At 38.7% G+C, this 20,929-nt stretch carries 34 protein-coding genes and 1 pseudogene; 25 read left to right on the top strand and 10 right to left on the bottom strand.

Annotated elements, in window-relative coordinates; translation table 11 throughout:
• Nucleotides 1-158 precede the first annotated feature (158 nt).
• Nucleotides 159-1,118: a tyrosine-type recombinase/integrase gene (locus NQ782_RS19035; RefSeq protein ID WP_267581219.1), complete on the top strand. Its 960-nt coding sequence runs from the start codon at nucleotides 159-161 to the stop codon at nucleotides 1,116-1,118.
• On the opposite strand, the gene NQ782_RS19030 is transcribed toward NQ782_RS19035, so the two are convergent.
• From NQ782_RS19030 to NQ782_RS18985, 10 genes are all read right to left on the bottom strand, one after another.
• Nucleotides 1,084-1,335, bottom strand: coding sequence for a hypothetical protein (locus NQ782_RS19030; RefSeq protein ID WP_031980966.1), 252 nt, complete (start codon nucleotides 1,333-1,335; stop codon nucleotides 1,084-1,086). The genes NQ782_RS19035 and NQ782_RS19030 overlap by 35 nt on opposite strands.
• On the bottom strand, nucleotides 1,332-1,619 hold the full coding sequence (locus NQ782_RS19025; RefSeq protein ID WP_267581218.1) for a hypothetical protein: 288 nt from the start codon (nucleotides 1,617-1,619) through the stop codon (nucleotides 1,332-1,334). Before NQ782_RS19025 ends, NQ782_RS19030 begins: the two co-directional genes overlap by 4 nt.
• Nucleotides 1,620-1,621: 2 nt before the next feature.
• Nucleotides 1,622-2,395 carry a BRO family protein gene (locus tag NQ782_RS19020; RefSeq protein WP_267581220.1) on the bottom strand — a complete coding sequence of 258 codons (774 nt, stop codon included), beginning with the start codon at nucleotides 2,393-2,395 and terminating at the stop codon, nucleotides 1,622-1,624.
• Nucleotides 2,395-2,670: a hypothetical protein gene (locus tag NQ782_RS19015; RefSeq protein WP_267581217.1), complete on the bottom strand. Its 276-nt coding sequence runs from the start codon at nucleotides 2,668-2,670 to the stop codon at nucleotides 2,395-2,397. Before NQ782_RS19015 ends, NQ782_RS19020 begins: the two co-directional genes overlap by 1 nt.
• 10 nt (nucleotides 2,671-2,680) lie before the next feature.
• Nucleotides 2,681-3,229, bottom strand: a complete 549-nt coding sequence (locus NQ782_RS19010) for a hypothetical protein (RefSeq protein WP_267581216.1) — start codon at nucleotides 3,227-3,229, stop codon at nucleotides 2,681-2,683.
• A 2-nt stretch (nucleotides 3,230-3,231) separates the two neighbouring features.
• The gene (locus tag NQ782_RS19005) at nucleotides 3,232-3,468 is read right to left on the bottom strand and encodes a hypothetical protein (protein WP_267581215.1); all 237 of its coding nucleotides are present in this window, start codon (nucleotides 3,466-3,468) and stop codon (nucleotides 3,232-3,234) included.
• A complete protein-coding gene (locus NQ782_RS19000; protein ID WP_267581214.1) occupies nucleotides 3,452-3,868 on the bottom strand; it encodes a hypothetical protein in 417 nt (138 codons plus the stop codon). Before NQ782_RS19000 ends, NQ782_RS19005 begins: the two co-directional genes overlap by 17 nt.
• On the bottom strand, nucleotides 3,861-4,604 hold the full coding sequence (locus NQ782_RS18995; RefSeq protein ID WP_267581213.1) for a hypothetical protein: 744 nt from the start codon (nucleotides 4,602-4,604) through the stop codon (nucleotides 3,861-3,863). The genes NQ782_RS19000 and NQ782_RS18995 overlap by 8 nt, the downstream gene beginning before the upstream one ends.
• Before the next feature lie 241 nt (nucleotides 4,605-4,845).
• Entirely contained in the window at nucleotides 4,846-5,067 is a 222-nt protein-coding gene (locus NQ782_RS18990; protein ID WP_267581212.1) for a hypothetical protein, read from the bottom strand.
• A 14-nt stretch (nucleotides 5,068-5,081) separates the two neighbouring features.
• Nucleotides 5,082-5,843: a S24 family peptidase gene (locus NQ782_RS18985; protein WP_267581211.1), complete on the bottom strand. Its 762-nt coding sequence runs from the start codon at nucleotides 5,841-5,843 to the stop codon at nucleotides 5,082-5,084.
• Between the two features lie 105 nt (nucleotides 5,844-5,948).
• Between NQ782_RS18985 and NQ782_RS18980 the strand changes: the two genes are divergently transcribed.
• The 24 genes and pseudogenes from NQ782_RS18980 (at nucleotide 5,949) to NQ782_RS18865 (ending at nucleotide 20,911) form a co-directional block, all read left to right on the top strand.
• Nucleotides 5,949-6,200 (top strand): Cro/CI family transcriptional regulator, encoded by a 252-nt coding sequence (locus tag NQ782_RS18980; protein WP_267581210.1) that lies wholly within the window; start codon nucleotides 5,949-5,951, stop codon nucleotides 6,198-6,200.
• Between the two features lie 58 nt (nucleotides 6,201-6,258).
• Nucleotides 6,259-6,555, top strand: a complete 297-nt coding sequence (locus NQ782_RS18975; RefSeq protein ID WP_140995445.1) for a hypothetical protein — start codon at nucleotides 6,259-6,261, stop codon at nucleotides 6,553-6,555.
• On the top strand, nucleotides 6,555-7,421 hold the full coding sequence (locus NQ782_RS18970; protein ID WP_267581209.1) for a DUF1376 domain-containing protein: 867 nt from the start codon (nucleotides 6,555-6,557) through the stop codon (nucleotides 7,419-7,421). Before NQ782_RS18975 ends, NQ782_RS18970 begins: the two co-directional genes overlap by 1 nt.
• Nucleotides 7,421-8,752 carry a DnaB-like helicase C-terminal domain-containing protein gene (locus NQ782_RS18965; protein ID WP_267581208.1) on the top strand — a complete coding sequence of 444 codons (1,332 nt, stop codon included), beginning with the start codon at nucleotides 7,421-7,423 and terminating at the stop codon, nucleotides 8,750-8,752. Before NQ782_RS18970 ends, NQ782_RS18965 begins: the two co-directional genes overlap by 1 nt.
• Nucleotides 8,749-9,027: a hypothetical protein gene (locus NQ782_RS18960; RefSeq protein ID WP_267581207.1), complete on the top strand. Its 279-nt coding sequence runs from the start codon at nucleotides 8,749-8,751 to the stop codon at nucleotides 9,025-9,027. Before NQ782_RS18965 ends, NQ782_RS18960 begins: the two co-directional genes overlap by 4 nt.
• On the top strand, nucleotides 9,024-9,833 hold the full coding sequence (locus tag NQ782_RS18955; protein WP_267581206.1) for a hypothetical protein: 810 nt from the start codon (nucleotides 9,024-9,026) through the stop codon (nucleotides 9,831-9,833). The genes NQ782_RS18960 and NQ782_RS18955 overlap by 4 nt, the downstream gene beginning before the upstream one ends.
• Nucleotides 9,834-9,862: 29 nt before the next feature.
• Nucleotides 9,863-10,105 (top strand): annotated as a pseudogene (locus NQ782_RS18950) (hypothetical protein); the annotation flags it as partial.
• A gap of 80 nt (nucleotides 10,106-10,185) precedes the next feature.
• Complete coding sequence (locus NQ782_RS18945) at nucleotides 10,186-10,455, top strand: hypothetical protein (protein WP_267581204.1); 270 nt, start codon at nucleotides 10,186-10,188, stop codon at nucleotides 10,453-10,455.
• A gap of 14 nt (nucleotides 10,456-10,469) precedes the next feature.
• Nucleotides 10,470-10,964: a hypothetical protein gene (locus NQ782_RS18940; RefSeq protein WP_261492486.1), complete on the top strand. Its 495-nt coding sequence runs from the start codon at nucleotides 10,470-10,472 to the stop codon at nucleotides 10,962-10,964.
• Nucleotides 10,965-11,029: 65 nt separating this feature from the next.
• Nucleotides 11,030-11,926 carry a hypothetical protein gene (locus NQ782_RS18935; protein WP_114200763.1) on the top strand — a complete coding sequence of 299 codons (897 nt, stop codon included), beginning with the start codon at nucleotides 11,030-11,032 and terminating at the stop codon, nucleotides 11,924-11,926.
• Between the two features lie 553 nt (nucleotides 11,927-12,479).
• Nucleotides 12,480-12,845 carry a Gp49 family protein gene (locus tag NQ782_RS18930; RefSeq protein ID WP_267581203.1) on the top strand — a complete coding sequence of 122 codons (366 nt, stop codon included), beginning with the start codon at nucleotides 12,480-12,482 and terminating at the stop codon, nucleotides 12,843-12,845.
• A 316-nt stretch (nucleotides 12,846-13,161) separates the two neighbouring features.
• Entirely contained in the window at nucleotides 13,162-13,437 is a 276-nt protein-coding gene (locus NQ782_RS18925; protein WP_228131753.1) for an HNH endonuclease, read from the top strand.
• Nucleotides 13,438-13,474: 37 nt separating this feature from the next.
• Nucleotides 13,475-13,693: a hypothetical protein gene (locus NQ782_RS18920; protein ID WP_000238616.1), complete on the top strand. Its 219-nt coding sequence runs from the start codon at nucleotides 13,475-13,477 to the stop codon at nucleotides 13,691-13,693.
• Between the two features lie 75 nt (nucleotides 13,694-13,768).
• The gene (locus tag NQ782_RS18915) at nucleotides 13,769-14,167 is read left to right on the top strand and encodes a hypothetical protein (protein ID WP_000856318.1); all 399 of its coding nucleotides are present in this window, start codon (nucleotides 13,769-13,771) and stop codon (nucleotides 14,165-14,167) included.
• A 15-nt stretch (nucleotides 14,168-14,182) separates the two neighbouring features.
• Nucleotides 14,183-14,713 (top strand): hypothetical protein, encoded by a 531-nt coding sequence (locus NQ782_RS18910; protein ID WP_000433061.1) that lies wholly within the window; start codon nucleotides 14,183-14,185, stop codon nucleotides 14,711-14,713.
• A complete protein-coding gene (locus NQ782_RS18905; protein ID WP_032021382.1) occupies nucleotides 14,703-14,927 on the top strand; it encodes a hypothetical protein in 225 nt (74 codons plus the stop codon). The genes NQ782_RS18910 and NQ782_RS18905 overlap by 11 nt, the downstream gene beginning before the upstream one ends.
• A gap of 5 nt (nucleotides 14,928-14,932) precedes the next feature.
• On the top strand, nucleotides 14,933-15,226 hold the full coding sequence (locus tag NQ782_RS18900; RefSeq protein ID WP_032028292.1) for a hypothetical protein: 294 nt from the start codon (nucleotides 14,933-14,935) through the stop codon (nucleotides 15,224-15,226).
• Nucleotides 15,156-15,455 (top strand): HNH endonuclease, encoded by a 300-nt coding sequence (locus tag NQ782_RS18895; RefSeq protein WP_032028291.1) that lies wholly within the window; start codon nucleotides 15,156-15,158, stop codon nucleotides 15,453-15,455. Before NQ782_RS18900 ends, NQ782_RS18895 begins: the two co-directional genes overlap by 71 nt.
• Nucleotides 15,452-15,655: a hypothetical protein gene (locus NQ782_RS18890; RefSeq protein ID WP_032028288.1), complete on the top strand. Its 204-nt coding sequence runs from the start codon at nucleotides 15,452-15,454 to the stop codon at nucleotides 15,653-15,655. The genes NQ782_RS18895 and NQ782_RS18890 overlap by 4 nt, the downstream gene beginning before the upstream one ends.
• 192 nt (nucleotides 15,656-15,847) lie before the next feature.
• Nucleotides 15,848-16,330, top strand: a complete 483-nt coding sequence (locus tag NQ782_RS18885; protein ID WP_001219093.1) for a terminase small subunit — start codon at nucleotides 15,848-15,850, stop codon at nucleotides 16,328-16,330.
• A 46-nt stretch (nucleotides 16,331-16,376) separates the two neighbouring features.
• A complete protein-coding gene (locus NQ782_RS18880; protein WP_031980906.1) occupies nucleotides 16,377-17,201 on the top strand; it encodes a hypothetical protein in 825 nt (274 codons plus the stop codon).
• A gap of 65 nt (nucleotides 17,202-17,266) precedes the next feature.
• Nucleotides 17,267-18,943: a terminase large subunit gene (locus NQ782_RS18875; protein ID WP_032028286.1), complete on the top strand. Its 1,677-nt coding sequence runs from the start codon at nucleotides 17,267-17,269 to the stop codon at nucleotides 18,941-18,943.
• Between the two features lie 58 nt (nucleotides 18,944-19,001).
• A complete protein-coding gene (locus NQ782_RS18870) occupies nucleotides 19,002-19,595 on the top strand; it encodes an HK97 family phage prohead protease (RefSeq protein ID WP_031979550.1) in 594 nt (197 codons plus the stop codon).
• Nucleotides 19,592-20,911, top strand: a complete 1,320-nt coding sequence (locus NQ782_RS18865; RefSeq protein WP_031979551.1) for a phage major capsid protein — start codon at nucleotides 19,592-19,594, stop codon at nucleotides 20,909-20,911. The genes NQ782_RS18870 and NQ782_RS18865 overlap by 4 nt, the downstream gene beginning before the upstream one ends.
• The last annotated feature ends 18 nt before the right edge of the window (nucleotides 20,912-20,929 follow it).

Genomic DNA, 20,929 nt, shown 5'->3' with positions numbered 1-20,929 from the left:
CGCTCTAAATTGAGCGCTTTTTATTGAATTTAATTAAAATATGTTTTAATAAAAAATATAAAAAACAATGATTTATAAATTTAATTTAATTTGCTTGCAATTCAAATTGCATAGAATTTAAAATCAAGTGCAACAAAAGTGCAGCAAGATTTTAAACAATGGCGACCTTTCAAAAACGTAATGGTAGAGTGACAGCTACCGTTAGAATTAAACCACATCCGGCTAAATCAAAAACATTTGATACGTTGCGCGATGCAAAGAAATGGGCGCAAGAAACAGAAGTAAGATTAAAAAATGAAAAGTTAGAAATTTTTGACCATATCATTTTTAAAGATGCCTTAATTGAGTACCGTGATACGGTCTCTATTAATAAACGCGGTTATGAAAAAGAACGAAGAAAAATAAACTTTTTATTGAAAGCGATGTATGTGGATCAACCATTAATTCAAATTAATAAGGACTTTTTGACAGAATGGCGTGAGCAAAGACTTTTAAATGTTAAAGGTGCCACGATTAGGCGTGAATTCATATTGCTTTCCGCTTTTTTCACATGGTGTATTGATGTCAAACGTTGGCTATCTGTAAACCCCTTACGTGAAATTAAATTCCCTTCAGAATCGCCACATCGTGAACGTGTAATTAGTGATGAAGAGATAGAAATCTTATTACCATTCTTATCTACAGAGATGCGATATATCTTTTTAATTGCATTAGAAACTGGAATGAGACTTTCAGAAATCTGCGAGCTGAAATGGGAAAAAATTAGATTAAGTAAAAACTACTTAATTTTGGAGCTTACAAAGAACGGCCGTGCAAGGGAAGTGCCCCTAAGCACTAAAGCAGTTGAAATCTTTAAATCCATTGGCCCAAAAAAGCAAGGGTATGTGTTTAATATAACTAGCGATGATGCAACCGATGAATTTCGTGATGCTAAATTTGAAGCGGGTTTAGAAGGTTTTACTTTCCATGATAGCCGCCATACGGCGGCCACAAGGATTGCTCAAAAAATTCAGCTATTAGATTTGTGCAAAATGTTTGGATGGAGCAACCCACGCCGTGCAATGATTTACTACAATCCCACATCTAGTGAGATTGCAGCGCGGCTTTCACAGCCGTAAGAGAATAGCGGCCTTTAATATCTTTGAATCTATGCTCTTTGGCTAGCTTCTTAAAAGAGTGATAAGACAAGCCGGGTATACGTTCACATAACTGAGTAATATTTAGCAGCTCATCACCTTGGGCTGCTAGCACCTTTGAAACAGCCTTTTCACAAACTTTTTCTATCAATTGCTCCAGTTCAGAGGCAGGCATAGAAACAAATTTAACTTCTGTCATTCCACACCATCCAATGCCTCAAGAATAAGAATTAATTGCTTTTCAATCTCGGCGCCTCTCTTAAGGCCTAGACCATCCATAAGATCCAAAACAATATCCCTTGCCCCATTAATACGACAGAACAAATCAAACTCCTGTGCTTCGAGTTTTTGGGCGCTCTTTACAACCTTTCTAAGTTTTAAAGCGAGCTTATCGCGTGACTTTGGCTCAAACTCTGAATTTTCTTTATCTAGTCCACGAGATAATGAGCCTAATTGACACATAAGTTTAGATGGCTGTTTCATAGTTACGCTCCAAAAACTGAGGTTAAATCAATGTTAAAAATTGCAAGCCAAGCATCTCGGTGATATGAATTTACTTCGGAGAAGCGTTGACCCTGTACAGTTGCTTTTTTAATTTCTAAATGGTGCTCACGACTATATTTAGAGAGTAGGCGACCTTCCTTATTTCCAAAGTTGGTTTTGAGTTTTGTGTTGATTGACGCAACCGCTGCGAAAGAAATGGATTCACCTAATTTCTGTTTAAGGTCTTCATTTTCACGCTTAAATTTAGATGCAGTTGCCATGGCTGTAGCCTCTCGGCGACTGCCAATCTCCGCTTTAGTTGTAATAGCATGGTCGCGTTCGGCCTGAACTTGCTGCAATTCTTGAGTCTTGCGAAGAATCACGTTATTGGCTACTTGCAAAGCCTTAGCCATTATGATTTCAGGATCATCATTTTCCTGACCAACAATATAACCACCATTTTTTCGGATGCTTGGCAAGACATCAGAAGTGATCCATTTTTTAAATTGCTTCGCTTCTGGTTTTCGGCTTTTTAGAGTTGCTGAGTAAAGGCCGGATTCATTAATGATGGTTATGTTGGGATTGCCACCAGAGCTACTACGCACAATTTGCGTAGTACTTACTTCATCATTATCTAAATTGCGTACCATATCAGGTGCGTTGCGATAACCTAAAACTGTTGCCACATCAGGAGCAACAAACCAAATCTCACCATCATCTTTTACAATAGTGCGTACTTCATTTTGATTGAAGTTGAATACAGATACATTACTCATCATTTAGTCTCCTCAACCTTTTCAGCAATCCCCTCTAAAATTCTCCACCCATCTAATCTATGAAGTGGCTCTTGTACTCCGCTGGCATCACATTGTTGCTGAACCATGTTTTCAATGGCCACTACAACCTCTCTAGTTCTAGGAACTACAATGCAACCCTTTGGCACCGCCTGAGCTTTGGTTAACTCACTAACAGCCAAATCAAAACCATATTGCCACTGCTGAGGTTTACCTTTATAGCCGCACCGAATTTTTAACTGTTCAATATCGATCATTAAAGTTCTCCTAAACTCGCAATGGCATTAATAAGCCGTGTACGCCGTCCACAAACTCAACATAAGTTGAAGTGGTAGCACCAGATGGATAAAAGCGAGGGTAAAGGCAATTAAGAATTTTTGAGCATTTCATGAACTGGCCCACATACTCTAAATTCCACTGAACAAACTCTTTAGGCGGCTCAGTTGGCTTTGGAATATCGACACGGCTAATATCTGGAAACTTGCCATCAATTGGGCGAAAGAACTCAAACATGCCTTTTTCATAATCCAACAACCAAAATTCATCATCGATTTGGCTTAATGTAATAGTTTTAACCTTTGGATTATTTCCAACCTTTTTAATAAAAGATTTAACTATTTCAATTGGGATGATTACTTCTACATCTTTAACTTCTGGGGCATCACAGATAAGCGCACAGTGACCATTTGTAGCAGCCATCATTCCATCCTTAACCAACACGCCCATTAAGTAGAACCTTACTTCACGATGTGCCGCAAAAAGGCTAGTTGCTTGGAGGTGTTTATAAGTAAGTGTTACTTGTTTTATAAAATTCATGATCACGCCTTTAAATGATTTTCAAATTCTTTAAAAAGTTGGGTAGCTGCTTTATTCATTTTTCCGTCATACATGATGTGTACGTTTCTAGGAAAAAGTTTGCTGACTGTGGCGCAATAAAACTCCATACGCCCACATGGTCTAACAATTCCGCGATACCCAATCTTTGTAAGCCACAATAAAAACGCCTTAAAAAGAACCTCTTTGGAGAGGTCGACGTATTTAACGCCGTTTGTCATGTTTGAACCCGTCTAAAATAGTCTTAGAGATAGCCGCATTTGCAGGAGCTAAATGATTTGGATTTACCTTGACTGCATCCTGGTCGAAACTTAAATTCCCAATAGAAAGTTTCAGCTCATCAAGTTGATATTGCCCACCAGTTAATTGAGCAAGTTCGCCGTTGTGATAATCTTGAGATAAATCTGCTTGAGTTTTAGCAATCTCAATCAAGCGAAAGGTTTTATCAAATCCTAACTTGCTTAAATCAAGGTCTTTTAACTTCTCAGCAAGACTTAGTTCAATTGCAGAGAGTAGGGCGTTTATGTCACCCATATCATTTTTGGCTTCACTGCGTGCAGTAATGAGGTCATCAATAGTTACATTTTGATTATCTGGATAAAGTTGTGAAGAACTACGCATTTTTGTTTACTCCCTTTTCATTTAATGCTGCTAAACGCTCTTTGTGGTCATCAATCAAGTTTTGGAAGCAATCACTTGTTCTACCATCTATCGCCATTAAACTTGCTGTAGGCATGACTGCTGATAGGATCTCAACTTGACGATTAGGCATGGTTTTTTGAAAGTGGATTCTTGCGCTAATAGCATCTCGCAAATCAAAATAAAACTGAGATGACATTGGGATGCACTCCCCAGTAGCATCAATTGCCTGTGCATAGTAATAATGGCAACTATCAGCAGTATTTAACTTGTCTTGCCAAACCATCATTTCTTCATAATTTGGTACAAGTTCCACCAACTGTTTCTGAGACATTTTTTTGATGCGTAAGTTTGTGAGGCGGAATTCATGCTGGTTAAGCCAAACTCGCTCCCACATAGGTACGTTTTCATCTTCAAAATCCAATATAGAATTGTCAAAAGCACCATAACTTATGTAGTAACAAACTTGAGGGTTTTTGCTTTTTAAGCTTTCTAGCTTTCTTTCTGCTTGATCAAGATGAAAGAAAGGGCGATTTATCACACCGAATGGATAAACCTCCTGGCCTTGTATTTGAATTGAAAAATAATGACAAGAGTCCTCATCAAGCAACCATGCTTCAATTTGGGCAAGCATCTTTTCAGGAGTCTTAGCTTTGTTGGATGAACGAAGGTGTGAATTAATACTGTTTTGTTGACTAGTATCTGTGATTTGGTTCATAATGAATCACCAGTTATAGTGATGCAGCTCTGAAATTTTGGTCGAGGACAGAGAAAGCATCTAGGTTTTAAAAATCAGCTCCACAATGTGGGGCTTTTAGTGTTTGTTGATATGAATATTAGGCTTGCCTAATTTTAATGTCAATAGGTAAGCCTAATTAAATTTGGTATTCCTAATTTTTTTTATTTGATAGATAAAAGAAAGCCCATCACAGGGATGGGCTGGTAATACTTTTTTAGTATCATTTTTCTTTTTTTCCTGAAAACACTGGTTGTCCTAATTTTCCTTCTTTTACCATTTTTGTAATTTGTTCATTTGACAGCACTGGGATAAAGAAACAGTCCCCAACTTCTTTTGAAAGAATTTTTACTTCTTCAGCTGTTAGCACTAACGCTTCACTATTTTCAGCAGCATCATTAATACGGGCAATAATTTGATTAATTGGTAGTTTTGAGTTGTCCATGGCTTGTCCTAGAATTAATGTGAATATGGATGTTCTTGTCTATGCTGACTTGGTGGAACAATATCTGTAATAGCAGTAATACTTTCAACTTCATCCATGTTAAAAGTAAGGCGTTCACCGCCATTTACTGCAATAAGGCTTAGTACATCATTGTTGATCCCAATAAACTCTTTAATGGTACATCTCCCATCCTTCAGACACACCTGAACGAATTCAGTCGGCACAAGTTCCGCATCAGGATCACATACTACATACCAACCATTACGGATAGCTGGAAACATTGAGTCGCCAGTACCTTTAATGCCATAGGCTCGTGGACCTGCTGTATGAGTTGGAACATAGCCATCCCCAGCATTTCCATCGTATCCCATATCTGTGAAATACCCATCCATTCCCATCTTTGAATAGGCTTTAACAGGGACATATCTTTTTTGAATAGGGAATGGCTTAGCTGCGTTTTGAACAAACTTAACAGCATCTTCACTATCTGGAATATTGTACTTCTGCTTAAAGGCTTCAATATCTAGGTTTTTAAATTTTGCTTCATTGATTTCTTTTGGTTCTCCCACACCAGTCGCTAACCAATCAGGATTAATTCCTAGAAATTTAGCTGCTTTTACTAGATTTTCTCCTTCCATTGTTTTTGATCTGCCCGATAACCAATCGCTTACAGAAGGTGGTTTAACACCAACTGCACGAGCAAGATCAATACCTTTAACTTTTTTAGATGGCAATATTTCCATTGCATATCTCAAACGTTCAGCAAGAGTGTTCATAAAATATCCTCATAAAGTTAGGCAATCCTAACATAAAAATAATTAGGTGTCCCTATTGATTTTATATTAGGCATACCTAATAATTGTGTGATCAAGGAGAATTAAATGAATGATGCTCAACTTATTAAAAAATTAGGTGGAGTCAACGCTGTTGCAAGACTTCTTGGAATAACAGCTGCATCTGTATCTGGATGGAGTTCAATACCTGTCGATCGAAAAATCAGGCTTGCTGTAATAGCTGAGGATATGGGGGTATGTACACGGAAAGAGCTTTTCCCAGATACATATCAAGATATCTGGATCGAATTAAGACCCACCAATAGTGAATTACTCAATATCGACTTATCAAAGAAATAAAAACCGCCATCTGCTGGAACAGATAGCGGTCTGAATATCGTATTTGGAGCAAACCAAAATGAATGAACCAATACTAGCACAAAATTCAGACTGTGCAAGCCCATATGATGATGAGGATCAAGTCCTTACTCAATGGCAAATAGACCATGATGCATATGCCGAAACACTTGAAGCTTATAGAGAAACACATCGGGATCTTGAAAAAGCTTTAGGTGTTGAAAAGGACTTCGACAAAACATGTCACAGCGCAAAGGAAATCATAGATGACTTGCGAAAGAACGGTCATTTGTACGCACTAATCAATCGCTTTGAAGAAGCCGTCATTAACCGTCTAAGAGCAAAGGATAAGTTGTAATGCATTACTACGAGCGAAATATTGGTGATTATTACCGCAAGGCTGGAAGATTAAACATTTTGCAGCATGGGGTTTATAACTTGCTCATGGATGCCTGTTACGACCGTGAATCGTTCCCAACGCTTGAAGAGGCTATTGAATGGGTATGGGCGGAAACTGAGGAAGAAATTGACGCTGTTAAATTTGTACTTAAGAAGTTTTTCAAATTAAATGAGGACGGGGTTTATGTGCAAACACATATTGAGGAAGAGTTGTGTCGCTACAGAGAGTATTGTGCAAAGCAATCTGAAAATGGCAAAAAAGGTGGACGTCCAAAAAAAGCACCTAAATCAGATGAATCTGGAAAAAATGGCTTTAAAAATGAAAGCCAAGACAACCCAAATGAAAGCGAATTAAACCCAGAAAAACCCAAAGAAACCCAAATAAAGCCTAAACCATCTAACCATCTAACCAACGAACCATCTAACCAAGAAAATAATATATGTCCGCCTAACGGCGAACCTATGTCTGCTGAAAAGCCTAAAGAGAATTTCAAAAATGAGATTCAAGAGGTTTTCGAGTTTTGGAAAGTGACGTTTAACAAGAATAATCGAACCGTTCTTGATAACCCGCGCAAATCCAAAATTCAAGCAAGACTCAAAGAGGGTTACACGGTTGAAGATATCAAGACGGCTATTGTTGGGTGCTCTAAATCTCAATTCCATATTGAGGGCAATCATACTGATCTAACGCTAATTTGCCGCGATGCAACCAAGCTTGATCACTTTCTTGCCATGTCTAATCCAGCACAGGTAATAGCATGTCCTCAAACTGAGGATGAGCAACCAGCACCCACTCAATACAAAGTAATTGAAGGGAGATGGTAATGGGGTTTAGTTCAAATATTCATGATGTGAACATGGAGCAATGTGTTCTTGCGGCTCTAATGACTACAGCTTTGTCACTAGAGACAATTGGTCAAGAATTGGATGCAGAGTGTTTTTACTCAGATCGTCATCAACAAATATACAAGGCAATCGTAGAGCTATCAGAAAGCAATTGTCCGTATGACGTGGTAATGGTGAGTAACTACCTAAAAGGCAAAAACGTTTTGCATTTGATGGGTGGGGAAGAATACTTAATTCAACTTATGCAAGATGCGCCGAGTAGTTTTTACAACGCTGAAAGTTATGTCACTCAGTTAAATAAACTCAAAACACATCGAAGAATTGAGCAGATTGGTTTACGTATTGCTGCAATGGCGAAAGATACAACTTTGCCTGATGTATTTGTTGAGGCTGAAAATCTTCTTGGGCAAGTAGATAAGACGGATGATGCAGATATGGGAGCAAGTTTTGGAAGTGCTCTCGATAGTGCCTTAGAGCAAATGATTGACAAGTTTGAAAAGCAGAGCAGAGACGAAACAACGGGTGTTAAGTTCAACCTTAAAACACTAGATGAGATGTTAGGAACCGTACAAAACGGTCATTTTTGTGTAGTTGGTGGACGTCCCGGTTCTGGGAAGTCAACTTTAGCCCAAATGATGGCAATTGATACGGCAATGCTTAAAAAAGAGGGTGTTCTTTTCATATCAGCAGAAATGGACAAAGAAACACTATCTAATCGTATGTTTAGCTCACTTAGTTCCATTCCATACAACAACCTACACAATGCAACACTTTACGATGGGCTACTAAAAGAATATGCAAATTACAAACAAGTTTATAGCGATCTGCCTATATGGATAGAGCCAAAGCAAAAACCAAGCATTAGTGAAGTAAGAGCATATGCAAGGAGAGCTAAGCGCCGTTTTGCCAAAGCTGGCACCAAACTTGGCTGCATCATTGTTGATTATCTTCAGCTTGTAAGAGATCCAAGCAAAAAAGACCGCTTTCAAGAAGTTGGCTCTATTAGTCGTGAACTTAAATCTATGGCTAAGGAGTTTGAATGTCCAGTTGTTGCGTTGGTTCAATTAAATCGCGAGTCAGAGAAAGGCAAAAAGCCTAAAGCATCCGATATTAAAGAGTCGGGACAAATAGAACAGGATGCAGACCAGATCATCCTTGTTAATCCATTAACTGATGACAAAACACTTCAACCTCTCGGGGTTACAGAATTAATTATTGCCAAAAACCGACACGGGAAAAGGGGGACAGTCCGAGTTCAAGAGCATTTAGACATGTGTAGATTTAAAGCCATTCAGGAGCTAGAAGAATGAAAACATTCCTAATCATTATGACCGTTATCTGTATTGCTACTTTTATGGGACTGGTTGTAGCTGCAATAGCTGCAAAGCTGCACCAGTTTTCAGGAAGTCTAGCTAAATTTCGTTTTTCTTTGGCTTTCATGGATATCACTTTTTTCTTTTTATGTGTTTTGACCCTAATCGTATTGGGTGGAGGTAAATATCTGGCGTTTTCTCACGGAATTTTATTTTTGTTGGCGTTGTATCTAATTTTTTATCGGTTCGAAAAGTGGGAGCATAAAGCATGAGCCATAAAATAATTAAACCTGACCTTGATTTGGTTTTTGCGAGATTTGCCATTTTTGGAATGTTGGCAATTTTATTTGCAGTGCTCTCTACCAATGGCTTGCCATCATGGTTTTTATGGCTCGTTCTGTTGTGTGGTGTGTTCTCAATATTTGAGACAGCGATTAAAGCGGATGAGGTTTTAGAGGGTGCAGTAAATACCCAAACCGTGCTTGATAATCTTACAAAGCGAGTAATCATTCAGCACAGAATAATCAAATATCAAGACCAATCTATTAACCAACTGATTGATAGGAAGCACAAAGAGATAGGTGAACTTAAGAGCTCAATACAAGGCGGTCAAGGGCGTATTACTGAACTAGAGCGCTTAAATCAAGTGAAGGCTCAGACCATTCTTAACTTACATGAAGAAATTAAAGAATTAAAAGCATCTCATCATGGAGAAATAATTGGGCATGAAGTCCACTTGAAGCAAGTTAAGAAAAATCGTGATGATCTTGAAAAGAAGATGGAGCAAATTAAATGGCTGGTAAACCATCAACATAAGATCATTACGCAGCATGACCAGTCTTTAGAGCGAATGCTTGAATTTAAAAAGCAGATTAAAGACCTCGTTTTAAGCTTAAGAAATGAATACAACCTTTGGGCTAATGAGGAGATTCCACAGATAGAAGTACAACTTGATCATCTTGAAAATTTGATCGAAGCCAATAGCCAGAAATGTAAGTGTACCGACTTACCAAAAGCGCAGAAATTCTTTAACAAGCTGATCATTTGCCATCAGTGCGGAAAGGAGCATTTGATGTGAATAAAGATCAAGACTTATCAAAAATCGGAATGATGTTTGTTCATTGGATTCAGGTCCATAGGGAGTCAATCAATCGTTTTGAGGATTTCCGCAATTGCTTTGTAGATGATCCAAATGAGCCTGTGCATAGCAAAAAGGATTACAACAAAGCTTGGGAAATTCAGAAAGAAGCTTCGGTTTTGGGTGGTGAAGCTAAAAGACGCTATGAGGCATTGCTTGAAGAAGTTGACCTATATCTAGCGCGTGAAAGAACGGATGTTTTAGGTCAAGACAATCAATATGAAACGCACCGCCAAAAGGCTGAGGAAGCGATAACAAATGGCGCAAGTCTGACAAAGCATGAGGTGGATCTATGAAATTCAAAGTTGATGTGGATGCATTAAAGCTCACCCTGCAATGGCAAGGGTTCTTTTTGAAGGGTTGGTTTAAGGATCAATGGTATGACCTTTTGGACTATTTGGAGGTAACTTTAAAAATACTCTTGATCCTTCTACGGGTTCTGTATTCTCCAATTTTAATTATCTATGTCATTTGGCAAACCAAAAAAATGTACAGACAAATAGCAAGTGGAGAAGTCAATAGAGAAAAAGTCAGAAGTCACATCAAGAGATACGGTAAGTAAGGGGAAAAATAATTATGAATTCAAAGTTACATATCATGCAAGGTGTAGACTGGTCTAAATATGATTTGCCTGAATGGTTGCGCCAATTTGGTTATTGGCAGGGTGCAATGATTCGATTTGGTGGATCTACTGAAAATCCATTAGTAGGAGCGATTAAAAAAGCAAAACTTAGACTTAAGAAAGGGGATAGGGAAAAGATCGTTGCTTATTATCTCTGTGATGAAAATTTTATCGAGAAGCCATCTAAAAAACCTAATGTCTGTCTAATTACAGACGATGAAGCTAGGGCCGTTCAGCGCTTGATCATTGATATTTTAGACGGCTGCACTTCTGAGGCTATGCTTGATTGGATGGACGCAATTATAGAGCGTTATTTCAATCAAAAATCGTGGACTCAGTTAGTAACTCCAGAGCGAACGGCCATGGATGCAAAATACGATGTTCGTTGTGGCTTAGCAGCTTTGCACAATCGCTACCAGTTTATTAGATATAAAAATGGCTCAGTATGATCTAACTATTGATATTTATTGGTAATTCAGATAATTGTATGAAGATTAAACAACGGTGAGCAAGAATGATAGAAAATCCGCAACATTTTAATTTAATAACAAATTTTGAAGAAATCACATCTAGACCTAATTTTGTTGAAAAAGTGACGATTGCTAGGGGTGAGGATGTTCAAAACACTATCTCTGATTTAGTTGGTTTTTATGTGCTAAGGGATTTTGTTAGTTGTGGGATTTCTAGTTGTGGAAAGAAACATCAAAAAGGTTATATCGCAGCGCTTCATGATGGCAATGAAATTATCATTGGACATAAGTGCGGGAAAAAACACTTTGGTGTGAGTTTTGATGAAAAAGCTAAACAATTCAAGCATCTTAGAGACAATGCGAATCAATATCTGCAAATTAAGGCAATGTATGAAAAGCTGCCACAGTTAAAGGAAAGTCTAGAAAGAATTTTGAACCAGTCGGGCAAAATGACATTCTTGCAAATAAAGATGGCAGTAAAGAGCTTTAAAGAAGATGCATTTGATTACTGGATGCGAAGGAGAATTGGACAAGAGGTAACAAGCAACGGATCTATTTTTATTGATGACTTCAAAACAGAAGAAGAAATCAATGCTGAAATCCTAAGTGGTAGAAAAAACATCTCAGACATCAAGCGGGTTTTAGTCGCAAATATTGCTGAATATGATGTTATCGCCAATTGGCATAATGCTGAAAAGTTAAAGGACTACTTTGATCGGCTGTACAGGGAAATCAAAAATCCTAACCAGATGGACGGGGTAGCTATTAAGGCATTAGCAAAAAAGCTTAGACAGCATGACCAAAATTTGAGGGAGTTGGAGGACTATATAAAAAGAGGTAATCGCTTATTTACCCCTGAAAACCTAGTTCAATTCGCCGTATTATTTACGAAACCATATGAGCAAAAAATTATTGAGAAATATGCAAATAATTTTGCTTGAACACTTGACCCTGATCAGGGCTAGTGGTATTTTTGTGTTAAAGTTGTGCAAAGTGTAAATAAGGTGCAACTAAATTAGTTAGTAACCCTTGCAACATAAGCAAGAAGGTGAAACCAGATTAAAGCCTGTCATTAAGTTGATGGGCTTTTTGCTTTTATGCCCTACAAGCTTAGAACATTGGATTCCGATGTGCTGGACTGGATTGCTAGTCGATGCTTAAACGTAGGGCTATTTGCTTTTTGGAGCATTTAAAAATATTAAAACCCATAATCAAAAGTTTGCTGATTAGCTAAAGACTGTTTAAGCAAACACGTCTAGACACCACGAAAGAGTGTACAACCCATGCAGTTCATCGCGCATGGATGGGATATGCAGGAAATACATACTAGATTGGGAGTGATGCCCCGCCCGAAATCGAGATGATGAAAGCTGAAACGTAAAATACTGTGCCCATCCAGTGGTTTTATAAAGTAGGTGAGTAGCGGTAGGCCACAGTACTGTTATAAAGCTGTGGCAATCTATTTTTTGTTGCCTATCATAAGTGAGAAGAAGAATGTCAGATGAACAAAAACTTGAACAAGAACTTCAAGACAAAGCCTTGAATGCACCACGCTTAACACCTGATCACATTGATTCAAAAATTAAAGCAGTCCGCTTTATTAATGGTGATGTAGTGCCTGATTATTTTGCAGATGATTATAAAAATGATTGCGGTGCAAGCTGTTTAACTATTTGTATTCTGTCATTAGAAAACGGGTTTACGGTTACAGGTGAGAGTGCATGCGCAAGTCCTGAGAATTTTGATGAGAAAATTGGACGTGAAATTGCATACAAAAACGCACGAGAAAAAATCTGGCAATTAGAAGGCTATTTGTTGCGAGAAAAACTTCACCAAGCTGAGCTGGATAAACAATTCTAAAAGCTTTCGCTACGTTTCCTTTGTTGATTGGATTTATCTCGCGGGAGGTGCTTTGTTGGGGCGCCTCTCAATTTTGCCGGACGGATTACGGCGCATGAAGCCCTGCCAAATACTAGTTATTGGTGGGGCTTTTATTTTTCTGGGGGATATATGACAGATATTGTTGAAGCAAAAAAGAATCTTGATAAATACTCAGAAGAATTAAGCCGCTACCAGAACTTATCTCGTACTGGATTAAGTCTCGAAGAAATGCTTGTTATAGACCGCATCATAATGCGATTGAAAAACAAGATTAATAATTTGCGGTCTATGTTGAATGCGTGACTCCAAACGATTAGCCGAAGTACGCAAGCTGCCATGCATGAGATGTGGTGCACCAGCACCAAGCCAAGCCGCGCATTCTAATTCTAGTAAAGACGGTAAGGGCAGATCCATTAAGGCTTGCGACTCTAAAACTTTTTCTATGTGTTTTTCCTGCCATCATTTATTTGATACCTACCAACTAGGGAGCAGACAGGAAAGCGAGGAGCTATTTAATAAATGGCTTAAGCGAACCAACGCAATGCTTGAGTCAGAACAAGAGTTATTTTGATATGATTTAACCAACGTAATTGGTGTAAGGATTTACAATGGTTAAGCATGTTGATTATGAGGCTGTATATGACGGTGAGAATTTTTCTTTCATCAAAGTATTAATGGATGATGGTTCATATGACCCAATAGCTGGAACAAATGGGCCTTATGGCATCATAACTATTGTTGGATATGAGGTTAGGATTTCGTACCCTGAAAATCTCACACAAGAATTAATAGAGAAAATGGTAAACCAATTTACTAGAAAGAATTAAGCCACCCTCGGGTGGTTTTTAGTTTAATCGGAGCCGAAAGGCTCTTTTTTTGTGCCTAGAAAAAGGAAGCGAGAAATGAAAACCAACCAGAAAGGCCAAGCTGATGTGGTATTAGCCGCACTTTGCTTTCTTGCCATTTTAATTGTCATTGTTTTGATTATGTTTGCATGGCCTCACTACAAGGTGTGGAAGCAGGGCATGAACGGTCAAGCACTATTGGCAGAAGCTGAACAGTCAAAAATGATTCAGGTTCAAACGGCGCGAGCTGAACTTGAAAGTGCCAAGTTACGAGCAGAAGCAATCAAAACTATTGGTCAGGCCGCAAAAGATTACCCGGAGTACCGTAAACAAGAGTTTATCGGCGCATTTGGTGATGCTTTACGTGATGGCAAGATTCAACAAATTGTATATGTCCCAACTGAGGCAAACATTCCAGTTTTAGAAGCTGGTAAACGTCCCGTTGTGGATGAATAAGGTATAGGTGGGAATATGGAACCAGCAACATTCCCAATCAATAGTTATTCAGGAATTGTTCAGGTAATTAACTACCTGAACAATAACCACTCCAAAGCAGCCGCAGAAGGCAAACCTTTAGTCGTTAGAATCAATCAGAAGGAAGACGACAGGAGCGCCGCACAAAACCGGCTTTATTGGGCTTGGCTTGAGCAGATAAAGCAAAAGACTGGTAACTCAAAGGATGACCTTCATTTACTTTTTAAGAAAAAGTTTCTTGCCCGGATCTATGTTGAGGGTCGGCAAGAGACTGCAGAAAAGTACATGGCTTTGCAGAACTTTAAAGATGTTATTCAAGCATTCGATGGACCTAAGCGCCGTCAACTTGAAAAGGATTACCAAGTTTTGGTCAATACCTTCATTAAAGACCACCTGCAAAGCAAGAAGGCCACCATTAAAGAATTCACCAAATATCTGGATAAGATCAACATCTATGCACATAGAGACTTGGGCGTGATGTTGATTATCCCGGATGACCTTAAGTGGTGCTATCAAAATGAGCAGTGATTCAAATTTGCATGATGTGGTGCTTAAGCTGATAGAGCAGACAAATAAGCTTATAGACCATAACAATAAGTTGACTGAACAAAACAATAAGCTTATCGAACAGAATAGCTTAATCATTCAAATCAATGCTGAACAGTCTGCACAACTATCAGAAGTCTTGGCAATGTTTGAAGATGATGAACCAGCGCCAAAGTCTAAATCATTGGATGGGTGAGCACGATGAGTCCAAAGAACATTATTAATAATCGATTGGGTTTTTATGGATTGGGTGATGAGTCTAAACAACCTCACATTGTACTTGAGCTCGAAACCCCGGAAGTTTTGCGTAAACAATTGGAGCTCCGTTTAGTTAAGTTGGTCCAAGAGTATCAACATAAAGGTTTAGATATTGATTGGATATCCATTGACTTACTTAATGGTGTAGATGCGCGAGTAAACTTAAATGAAACTCCAAACATTCAAGAACAAGTTGCAGACGCTACAGGCACCCGCACAAAGCCAGAAGAACTCTAAACAAAACAATTGGGGTTCTGGTCGTGGTGGCCGTCCGTGGCGCCGTCTTAAAGCAAAGGTCCATTTGCGTGATGAATGGACCTGTCAATGTTGTGGCATCGTTACCAAAGACTTAGAGCTTGACCATATTGTAAATGTGGCAAGAGGTGGAACGGATGATGAATCCAACCTCCAGTCTCTTTGTGTTCCATGCCATAAAAAGAAAACCCAACAGGAGAGTAGACAATGAGTTTTGAAGTAAATGATTTGGTGGTTGGACTTGGGCATGTTGGACTTTTAAAGATCACCAAAGTCACAGATAAGAAAGTTTGGGTTGATCTACTCAATCCACAGGTCATGAATTTTATTTGTAGTGATAGCTGCTTAAAGTCTCAAATTCGACCCGCATCGGAGCAAGAGAAGTTATGTGGCTATGCGATGAAGAATTGAAGCTGTCCAGTAGCGCCGTAGCAATTTAAATATTTGCACCAAATTGATGCACAAAAATACAGCAGGCAGGGGGGGAGGGTAAAACTTTCAAGCCCTTCGCCGTTGGACACCGCCCCCCATCTCATTTATAAAAAAATTTCCCTCTCAGAAAAAGTTAAAGCAAAAAGTTAAAATCAAGTTAAAGGTAGAGCAATGGCATTAACAGAGAAAATGGAAAAATTTGCTCTTGCCATTGTTGACGGCAAGACAAATAAAGAAGCAGCAATTTCAGCAGGTTATGCAGAAAAAACCGCATCACAACAGGGTTCCAAATTAAGTAAAGATCCTGAAATTATTGTCTACATCGAAAAGTTAAAGGCTCAAAAAGAAGGGCGCTCTTTAACTTCTGACCAACCTAAGGTTAAACCTGAAAACGAGCCAGAAAATAGCGGTGAAGATGAAACCCCGGTTGATGAATTCCAGTTTGAAGGTGATGATCCTTTAGATTTTTTAATCAAGGTCATGAACTTTAATGGCAATAAACTACCACTAAGAATGCAAGCCGCAATTGCAGCATTGCCTTATAAACACGGTAAAGTAGCTGAAAAGGGCAAGAAACAAACCAAAGAGGAGGAGGCAAAGCAAGCTACGAAATCTAGCAAGTTTGGTACTTTAAATAATCAACTTCCAAGTTAATTAATAATGTGTAAAATAATGGCGAAATAAATTTTATGTAAAACTTATGTGTGAAAATAGCGAAAAATTCAAAGATTTATGTGAAAACCAAGCACTTTATACTAGCTTTGTAATGGTAGGTAATCATTCTATCTATGATTATACTTCTATCATGCTTGAGGAAGTTAATTTTGAATGTGATGTTTGTAATAAAGTTAGACCTTTTCATAACTTAAATAAAGATTTATATGTATTTCGCTTTATAGGAAAAGTTAATAATCTAAATGTAATGGCTGAATTTGAATGTGTTTCATGCAAGTCGCAAAAAAAAACATTTTCTATAGGAGTTGATTATGTAGATGGTTCAGATTTAGCAGGAGAAAAATGTGAGTATAAAATTACAAAATTTGGTGAATTTCCACAAAAAAAACTAACTAAAAATAAAGATTTGGATAAATTTTTTAAAACTGAAATGCAGTTGTATAGAAAAGCAATTGCTTGTCTTGATAATGGTTATGGTATCGGAGCATTTGTTTATTTTAGAAGGCTTATTGAAAACAGCATTATTTCACTTTTAGAAATGATCGAAAAAGATGATGGTGCTGATATAAATATGAAAAAAGCAATCAGTGAGTTAAAAAAAGAAAGCCCAATGTCTAATAAGATTGATATTGCAAAAAATGCTTTACCTCTTACACTTTATGTGCAGGGGAAAAATCCATTGGGTTCGCTTTATAAAATTCTGAGTGAAGGTGTACATAGCTTTACAGATGAAGAATGTTTAATAAGAGCAAAAACAGTTCAAAATTGTTTAGAGTATTTAATAGGTGGTTTAGCAGAAAATAAAAGAAGAAAAGAATTATTTGGTAAAAATTTAAATCTACTAAGCTAGTAATTAAAGTTTATTTATTGAAAAACCGTCTTAAAAAAGGCGGTTTTTTTATAGGAAAAAAATAAATGACCGCAATGCTTACAGAATGGACAACCGCTTGCCCAGACTGGGAGGAGCGTATTGTCAATAAACAGTCGCTCATGCCTTGTGCTCCTTTGTTTCCACAAGTTGCAGACGTTGCCGAGCGTATATTTAAAGAACTTATCCTTGTTGATGTGATGGATAGCCCAAAAATGGGAGATGTCACACTTGAATGGGTTATTGAGTTTGTACGCGCAATCTTTGGAGCTTATGATCCGAAATCAAAACGCCGTTTAATACGTGAATTTTTTCTTCTTATTTCAAAGAAGAATACTAAGTCTACAATTGCTGCAGGTGTGATGCTTGTTGCATTGTTACTGAATGACCGACTTTCAGCCGAGTTAATTATCTTGGCACCCACTAAGGAAGTCGCAGACAACAGCTTTAACCCGATTCGTGACTTTATCCGCGCAGACGAAGAACTCAGTGCAATGATTAATGTCTCTGAGCACACAAAGACAGTTACACACTTAGGAACTGGTGCAACACTCAAAGTTATCGCAGCGGAATCCAATGCGGCAGCAGGCAAGAAGGCCTCAATCATTCTAATTGATGAGGTCTGGCTTTTTGGTAAGCGTGCCAACGCTGAATCAATGTTTCGTGAAGCAAAAGGCGGTCTGACTTCACGGCCTGAAGGCTGTGTAATTTATCTGTCTACGATGTCAGATGAAGTGCCCTGTGGTGTGTTTAAGCAGCTTTTAGATTATGCCAGAGATGTACGTGACGGAATTAAAGTTGATAAAAGTTTTCTGCCACTTATTTATGAATTCCCTAAGCATCTAGTAGAAGCTGGCGAACATTTAAAACCTGAAAATTTTTATATTACAAACCCAAACTTGGGCGCATCGGTTGATCTTGAATATCTAATTTCGGAATTTAACAAAGTTAAAGATGCTGGTGAAGAATCTCTTAGAGACTTCTTGGCCAAACATTTAAACATCGAAATTGGCATGAATTTACGTGCAAATCGATGGGCTGGTGCAGAGTTCTGGAATCAACAAAAACATGTTTTTGGGCTTGATCAGTTAATTGAGCAATCTGATGTCATCGCATTCGGGATTGATGGTGGTGGGCTGGATGATTTGCTTGGAGCTGCTGCATTAGGGAGATTAAAAAAAGATCCTCGTATTTGGTGGCTTTGGAACCATGCATGGGCAAATAAAGTTGCTTTAGAGCGCCGTAAAGAAAACATCCCAAAGTACCAAGACTTTGAAAAAGAGGGAAGTCTGACTGTAGTTGAGAAAGTTGGCGAAGATATCGACCAATTGGCAGCAATTGCCAAGAAAGTCTATGACAGCGGCAAGCTTTATAAAATTGGACTAGATCCACTTGGTTTAGGTGGCTTACTTGACGGGTTGTTAGAAGTTGGAATACCAGAAGAGTCGATGCTTGCTGTTCCACAAGGCTACAAGTTGATGGGTTATATCCTTACAACAGAAAGAAAACTTGCAGAGGGAAATTTATTTCATGCAGGTCAGCAACTCATGACTTGGGCAGCGGGAAATGCGCGTGTCGTAATGGTTGGTAATGGGATGCGAATCACTAAGCAAGAATCAGGGGTGGGGAAAATTGACCCTTTGATTGCAACATTTAATGCCGTGGCTCTAATGACCATGAACCCTGAGCCAACAAATAAAGAATACAACGTCTATTTTTTCTAAATAATTTTTAACTTAAAGCCCGCAAATAGCGGGCTTTTTCTTTTTAAAGGAGAGCTTAATGCCTGCTCTACAGAAATCATTTGGCTCTTTTGAAATTAAGAGCACGAACGAGGAAAAGCGAACTTTTAAAGGGATTGCAAGCACACCAAATGCAGACCGCGCAAAAGACATCATGGTCCCAAGCGGGGCTAAGTTCGAGCTTCCAATGCCACTTCTTTTTCATCATGAGCACAGTGCTCCGATTGGACAGGTCATTGATGCAAAGGTGACTGATAAGGGAATCGAAGTAGAGATTCATATCCCAGAAATCATAGAAGAAGGGAACTTAAAAGCCCGTGTCGATGAAGCCTATCAAAGCCTCAAGTATGGATTAGTTAAAGGGCTTTCAGTTGGGTTTTTAGCCGATTGGGAACAGGCTCAATTTATCGAAGGTGGTGGCATCCAGTTTAACGAATGGGAGTGGTACGAACTCTCACTGGTGACCATTCCATGCAATCGCGACAGTTCAACAGATTATTCAAAAGCTTTCGAGGAATACAAAGCCGCGTTGGGCAATAAACCTCAGAAACCCGCAGCAGATGGCGTTTCATCTGAGCAAAAACACGTAATCGTAAAACTTGGTAGCCCAACTAAGGGTGGAGTATCTCTATGAATAAATATTTAAAACAATTGCTTGATGCGTTGGCAAAAAAACAAGCAGAAAAGCAAGGTGTTATCACTAAAGCATTGGATGATCAGCGCACACCCAATGAAGAAGAAGAAGAGCAAATTACTGCAATTGATCAAGAAATTGCCACAATTCAAAAAAATATTGATCGTGTAAAAGACATGATCAAACAAGCCGAAGAGGCTGGGGAAAATGGAACACCTGTAGCAGGTGGCAGTCCAGAAGAGGCTGCTAATACCGCTGGTGGTGGTAATCCAGCACCACGTGTTGAGGTTGAATCCAATCTTGAAAAAGGTGTTGGTTTTGCAAAATTTGTAAAGTGTCGAATGATTGCCTCAATTGAAGCGAAGAAGGGCAATTATAAATCAGCAGTTGATGTTGCTAAAAGCTTAGGTGAGCCGCCAGAAGTAATTGCTTTAATTGAAAAAGCCACCCTAGGCACAACGACTGATGCTGGTTTTGCTTCACCATTGGTGCATACAAACCGCTTAGTAGGTGAATACATTGAATTGCTTCGTGCTAATACAGTGCTTGATAAGCTGCAATTCCGAAAAGTTCCATTTAATGTTGAAATTCCCGCGCAGGCGACAGGTTCTATGACGGCTTGGGTTGGTGAGGGCGAGGCCAAGCCTTTAACTAATCCAACTTACGCAGATGTCAAAGTCGGCAAGCATAAAGTAGCTGCAATTGTGGTTTACACCCTTGAGCTTTTAGAGGGTAGCGATCCAGCAGTTGATGTATTAATTCGTGATGACTTGGTTGCTTCATCTGCTCAATTCACTGATGCTGAATTCCTTAGCGCTAGTGCAGGAACCACCAAAAAGCCAGCAGGTCTTTTAAATGGCGTTACGCCAATTACTTCAACAGGTAATACACCTGAAGCAGTTGCTAATGACTTGCGCGCTTTACGTGCTCAGTTCCTATCTAACAACCTTTCTCTTGCTGGTGCTTACTACCTTATGAGTGAAGTTAAGGCTGCAGAGCTTGCAGATATGCGCGATGCTTTAGGTAATACCTACTTTAAAGGCATGGAAGCAGGACTTAATCAGAAGACCTTAGGCGGCATCCCAGTTATTGAATCTGAAACTGTGGGTGATGTGATTATTCTTGTTAAAACATCTGAAATTCTGATGGCAGATGGTGGTCAAGTTGAAATTGCTTACTCTGACCAAGCAACTTTAGTTGATGGAACAACTGTTCATAACTTATGGCAAGAAAACAAATTTGCTATTCGTGCTGAACGTTTTGTTTCTTGGGCTAAACGCCGTCCGATTGCTGCAAGCTTCATTCAATACACTTAATTGATTGAATCTATTGAT

Origin of the sequence: Acinetobacter sp. BD54, assembly GCF_044778325.1 — a bacterium.
GTDB lineage: Bacteria > Pseudomonadota > Gammaproteobacteria > Pseudomonadales > Moraxellaceae > Acinetobacter > Acinetobacter baumannii.
The sequence above is the reverse complement of the archived record's forward strand: the minus strand, read 5'-3'. Positions and strand labels throughout refer to the sequence as shown.